General features: G+C 37.6%; 5 protein-coding genes. 2 read left to right on the plus strand and 3 right to left on the minus strand.

Features of this window, described 5'->3' with window-relative positions; translation table 11 throughout:
- Window positions 1-33: 33 nt before the first annotated feature.
- Together CWATDRAFT_RS29485 and CWATDRAFT_RS29490 are read right to left on the minus strand one after the other, a co-directional pair.
- Window positions 34-2,226, minus strand: coding sequence for a DNA polymerase (locus tag CWATDRAFT_RS29485; RefSeq protein ID WP_007308389.1), 2,193 nt, complete (start codon window positions 2,224-2,226; stop codon window positions 34-36).
- Between the two features lie 236 nt (window positions 2,227-2,462).
- Window positions 2,463-3,335, minus strand: coding sequence for a tyrosine-type recombinase/integrase (locus tag CWATDRAFT_RS29490; RefSeq protein WP_007308388.1), 873 nt, complete (start codon window positions 3,333-3,335; stop codon window positions 2,463-2,465).
- Between the two features lie 535 nt (window positions 3,336-3,870).
- On the opposite strand from CWATDRAFT_RS29490, the gene CWATDRAFT_RS29495 reads away from it, so the two are divergent.
- Complete coding sequence (locus tag CWATDRAFT_RS29495; protein ID WP_007308386.1) at window positions 3,871-4,776, plus strand: ParB/RepB/Spo0J family partition protein; 906 nt, start codon at window positions 3,871-3,873, stop codon at window positions 4,774-4,776.
- Window positions 4,777-4,899: 123 nt separating this feature from the next.
- Complete coding sequence (locus CWATDRAFT_RS29500; protein WP_007308387.1) at window positions 4,900-5,229, plus strand: hypothetical protein; 330 nt, start codon at window positions 4,900-4,902, stop codon at window positions 5,227-5,229.
- Here CWATDRAFT_RS29500 and CWATDRAFT_RS35065 read toward each other — a convergent pair.
- On the minus strand, window positions 5,127-5,393 hold the full coding sequence (locus CWATDRAFT_RS35065; RefSeq protein ID WP_081451037.1) for a pentapeptide repeat-containing protein: 267 nt from the start codon (window positions 5,391-5,393) through the stop codon (window positions 5,127-5,129). The two genes, CWATDRAFT_RS29500 and CWATDRAFT_RS35065, sit on opposite strands and share 103 nt — an antisense overlap.
- Window positions 5,394-5,474: the final 81 nt, after the last annotated feature.

A 5,474-nucleotide genomic window follows, 5' to 3' on the forward strand; every position in this document is an offset into this window, starting at 1 on the left:
AAGATATCCTCCCTAGAAACAGTGCTCTTGAGGTTAGGATTCCTCCTGTGAGAATCTCCCTGTCTCAATATCTTCCAAGACTTTAGAAAAATCTACTTCTCCACCCTTTTCCTCATTTAGTTGTTCAAGTAGCTTTATTTTGGGATTTGTTTTCAATCCTGAAGGATTGACTCCTCTTACTTTTGAAATGATAGAGTCTCCTCCTTCATCAAAGATTGTGTAATCTGCTTTATTTATCCATGAAACAGACCTAAAAATCTTTTGATTGCTGTGAGATTTTAGTTCTACTTTGAACCTAAAGGGAAGTTCATAGATTCGCCAAAAGTCTTTAATGTGCTGTAATAAAATGTCTTCATTTGGTTTCACAGAAGTTATTGTTATGTTTCTATGATTGTTGAGTAGAGACCTATTGGCAAGAATGTTTAAACTTGGTCGTCTTCCTTTTTTTAGCACTCTTACCTTGTCTATTTCAAATAATCCCCCATCAGTGATTGAAAGAATAGTGTCAAGTGCTTTATTCATCTGCCAGCAACCTATTCTCCCTGCTGCTGTGATGTTATTTGCGACCAATGTGTGTCCAACGTCAAAAAACCTAGAACACATTACTCCATAAAGTGAGTTGATGAGAAGTTTTAACCCGTCTGATTTAGACTTCTCCCCTCCCTGTTTAAACTCCATTCTTTTGTCAAGAATAGGTTCCAGGTAGTCGCCAATCATAACTCTCAAACAGGTTTTTGACCCTCCAGTTTCAACTGAAGATAAACCTCTTCGGTTAGTTTTCTTTCTACGATAGATTTTGCCTTTCAAAGATTTGGTTACAAACTCCTGTGGATTATTCGTTATCCAAGATTTTGGGAACCAGCAAGCAGCTTCAACTTCACAATCTAATAACTCACTCATTTCTGGGGGCCTACAAACTTTTCGTAAGACTTCAAGAAGTTCCCAGGTTATCACGGTGTGGTAAAGTTCATTTCTCGCCAAACATAGATTTATTGAATCTTCAACTTTCTTTGCTAAATCCTCAGTTTCAGCGTTAAAAAGTCTTTTCATTTTCTCCTTGTTAATGTCCATAGATAGTAATAAATCTTGGTCAAAACTTAGGCGTCCAGATATGAATATTTGGAAACCATAGGGAACAAACTCTTTCTCATTTTTATTTAGAAACTGACGAAGGGTTAAAGGTCTGCTGACATTATCCTGAAAGTAAATCTTAGGTCTCCCAATAAAATAGGGTTGGGAGACTAACGCCGTCCCATAGCAACCTTGAAGGTCTATGTCTGCAATGTTTTCAGCATAGTTTTCATAAGGTCTTTCATTCACACATCTTCCCCCATAGACAAGTCCTAAAGTCCATGAAGACCCTTCTACTCTGTGAGCATAAAAAGATTTACCATTTACCCCTAGTCCTTTTATTTTAGGTTTTACAGGTTTTTTAGTGTTTATGTTCAAACCTTCTTCAGTTAGTGGAATGTAATCGGGGAAAACTCCATGTCTGCAAATAGCTTCCTCCATCTTTGGGTGTAAGCTATAGATGAAAGAAGTGAAGGCGTGGGCTGACATTCTTCCCATAGTGTAATGAGGGTCTAAAAACTTTACTGAATGTCCTGCTTCCCTCATAAGATTTTCAAGGTTATTTTTAAAGTTCAAATGCACTTCCTCAGTAAGATTTACATCGTTTTTTAGATAGGTTAAAAGCTCCTCATAATCTTCATGATAGTGTCTGGAAATGTTTCCCATGTCAAAGTTGAGAGACTTACCTTCAACAAAATGAGAATCAATGATTTCTCCACTTGCTTTTAATCCTGAAGGATTGAGACCGATAATGTCCCTTAGTCTTATTTTTATGGTATGCGAAAACCCCTTTACTTTAGGACTTTTTATTTCAAGTTTCCCATCGGGAAAATAGAGGAGTGAGGTTTGACCTTGCCATTTCCCCGATTTGTCAAAGTGTTTTCGGTTAACAATACCTACCAACAAATCTTGTCCAAAAAAGTTTATAAGGTCTCTGTCAGACCAAGTAAAAACGAAGTCAGCGGAGAACTTTTTTATCCGAGGGAAAGAGTTATGGAGGTAGCACACAACCTCAAAAATAGGATTTTTAAAGTCATCACTCATGAAGTCGGTGAGAATATCATAGTGACCATCTGTGAGTGAAACTCGTGTGTAGCCTAGAACATCTTGTTTTGTTCTATTACAGAACTCTGAGTCATAATAGATAGTAATCATTTTTTTTTATCCCCAGAGTTATTTCTGGGGTCTTTTTTGGGCATTTTTGGTCTGGACTGTTATAATATTGTAGGGGGATTGGTTCTCCCTTCCATTCAGGTAATAGCTTTCCGTAATGCTTACAGAACTATGACCCAAACTCTATCATTTTCTGCTCTCGTAAGGCTGTTCATTTGTTCTACTACAGAACTCTGAGTCATAATAGATAGTAATCATGTTTTGGTTAGCCCCTAGAGTTATTTCTGGGGTGTTTTTTGGTCATTTTTAGTTTGGAGTGTTATAAAGTTAGAGGAGGATTGCTTCTCCCTTCCATTCAGGTAATAGCTTTCCGTAATGCTTACAGAACCATGACCCAAACTTCTGCTGAGTAAGTGGATGTCACAACCATTGTCTAGAGATGTCATTGAATGTTCATGTCTAAACTTATGAGGATGAATGTTAGCATCAATCCCTAATCTTTTCTTCAGTCGGTTTAGCATAATATTCACAGCTTGTCGTTTCAACTGTTCATCCTTTTGGTAAGCAGTGAAAACAAAAGTCGGGTTGAACTCAGATTTTAGTTCTGATAGTTCAAGAAATAGTTCCTCTGGTAAGTTTAGACTTCTTTCCTTATTTCCCTTTCCACTGATAAAGACTTTATTCTGATAGAAGTCACTCCATTTCAAACGTAGAACTTCAGACACTCTCAGTCCAAGGAAAAACATCATTTTTATTATCAACCTGTCTCTTTTACTATTCGTCCCGTCAACCATCTTACGGATGTCTTCATGTTCTATTCTCATAGATGCTGTCCGTTTATTTACCTTGGGACTTTTTACCAACACAGTGACATTAGACGTAAGGTAGCCTACCTTGTAAGCGAAGGAGAATAGAGACTTCACGGTAGAAAGTTTCCCTTTTATCGTGCTGGGTTTATTCCCTTTCAGTTCCAACATTCGGACAAATCCGTTTATGTCTTCAATCTTGACCTCTTCAAGAGAGAGACCAATAAATCTGATAAACTGCTTGATGTTTGATTGATAATGCTGGCGGGTTAACTTACTTGATTGGTGAAGTAGCCAGGTAGTTATAAGCTCACTATCATTTTCTGCTCTCGTAAGGTTGTTCATTTGTTCTGCTGTTTACAAAAGTGGGGGTTTTGTTAACACCTATTATAGACCATTTAGTTTCAAGGTTGGGTAAAACCTTTAGGAAGGTTTAGGAAAGAAAGAATGGACCACAAAAAGTTTTTACGTCCGCGGGTTACGAAGAAAAACTGGGAGTTAGCAAGGACTAAACACCCTTACATAGAGAAAGGTTGCTTGGTGGATTACATTATCGAAAACTATGTTTTAGAGAAAAAATAAAGGAGGAAGAAAGTAAACATTATTTAGGAACGTAGCACCTTTTGAAGACAATCGATTACAGGGGTAAAAAAACTGCACTCTAGAGAGGGTTTTAAATAAAGAAGAAGAGGAGTTTTTATGAAAGGAAGTAAGACCAGAACAAAAAATCTAAGAGTGGGATTAAATCCTTACACAATAAAGAAAATAGAAGATTATATGAAAGTCTCTTCTACTACCAAATGCTTTAGTGATGCCTTAAACCAACTGGTTTTGTCAAGCAACCTTATTTAAAAAAATAATCATTAGGAGAATCAACTCTATGAGACTAGAAATAGAAAAAATCAACGTGGACCAGTTTTTCCAGATGAGAGGTAAAGAACTTGAAGAAGACGTTGTAAATAAATATAAAGAACGAATTGAGGAACTCCCTCCAATCCAGGTCTATCTTTATCATGGAACTTACTACGTGGTAGATGGTTTTCACAGATTGGAGGCTCACAAAAGATTAGCTTACTTATACATTGAAGCTGAAGTAACAGAACAGAGTGACGATGAAACTTTCAACACTCTGAAGTGGAAGACTGACTTGCAAGCGAATAACCATTTTGCAAAATCTATGACTCCCTCAGAAAAAAGGAACGTTCTAAAGTCTATGATTCTAAACCCCGACTACTTTGATGACTTTCCTAACACAGATGAGGGAAGGCAGAGCTTTACTAAACTTATAGAGGAAAATAAACCAATCTCCCGACCAACTGTCACTAAAGTTTGGAGAGAACTTTTTAGCACGAGAGAAAGAATGATTCAAAACAGGTCTAAAAAGGTTATTTTAAGCGAGACTACTGACGAAGAGTTAATGCGAATGGTTTTAAACAGAATAGGAATAGACAAGTTATGGGAGTTTGCAGGTAACCCTCTGGAAGAAAAACTGGTGAAGATTACTAAGTCTTCTTCCTTAGAACAAGCTTTAGAGAGTGTGAGGAAAACTTATGAAGGTTTCTATATTCCTTATGAAGACTGGATAGCTAAAGCAGGGTCTAAGGTCAGAACTAAAAAACAACAAGAGGTTGACATAAAAAAAAGCGTTTATAAAGTCTGGGAAGAGGTAAATGGGTCAATGACAGAGGAAGAGTTTCAATATTATCTTCTCAGTTTTAATGTTGATTCTTTGCAATCCTTTAGGTCTGCTGTAAGACTACGTCCTAACTTGACTGACTACCTCTAAACTTTTCACTCTGAAAACTTTTCACAAGTGAAACTTTTCACAAGTGAAACTTTTTACATTAGGGTTTTGCTTTTATTCAGCAAACCCTAAATAGTTGCTGACTGTTATTGTAGGAGATAAAAAATGGCTCTTGAGTTACATAACTTTATTTTGGAAGAAAAACGCTTAGTGCAAGTAGAAAGTCAACCTCATCACATTGCTGGTGTCTTAGCTGAAGTTCGTCAGATAATAGAAGAAAATGAGCTTAATTTGGAAGAGCTTTATTCAGCTTATTATGAATGTGAAGAAGATGGCACAACTACTTTTTACGAAGCAGAAAGTGCTGAAGCAGGTAGTCCTGGTATTTGGACCTATAGGGTGCATGACTGCGCCGCCGGTGAAGAAACTGTTATCACTACATCAAGGTTAGTCCGTAACGCTCGAAATCTACTGAGGTTAGTTCCACTGAAGTAGGTTCCTGTGAAGTAGAAGTAGGCTCCTCTGAAATCGGCTTGAACGAGGCCGACCCCTTTTAGGTTAGCTCCTGAGAGGTTGGCTCTGATGAAGCAGGCGTTACTGAGATTAGAGCCTGAGAGGTTAGCTCCACTGAGGTCGGCATCACTGAGGTCGATTTTCACATCAGGATTATCTTCTCGCCATAGATTCCAAACCTCTACGTCCTCTTTTTTAAGTGTTCTTAGGTACCGAGCTGAGTTATT

Origin of the sequence: Crocosphaera watsonii WH 8501 (genome assembly GCF_000167195.1) — a bacterium.
Classification (GTDB): Bacteria; Cyanobacteriota; Cyanobacteriia; order Cyanobacteriales; family Microcystaceae; genus Crocosphaera; species Crocosphaera watsonii.

What these genes read in the sequence shown, in the direction of transcription:
- CWATDRAFT_RS29485 (WP_007308389.1), bottom strand. Translation starts at nt 2,226, where the DNA reads ATGATTACTATCTATTATGACTCAGAGTTCTGTAATAGAACAAAACAA.
- CWATDRAFT_RS29490 (WP_007308388.1), bottom strand. Translation starts at nt 3,335, where the DNA reads ATGAACAACCTTACGAGAGCAGAAAATGATAGTGAGCTTATAACTACC.
- CWATDRAFT_RS29500 (WP_007308387.1), top strand. Translation starts at nt 4,900, where the DNA reads ATGGCTCTTGAGTTACATAACTTTATTTTGGAAGAAAAACGCTTAGTG.
- CWATDRAFT_RS29495 (WP_007308386.1), top strand. Translation starts at nt 3,871, where the DNA reads ATGAGACTAGAAATAGAAAAAATCAACGTGGACCAGTTTTTCCAGATG.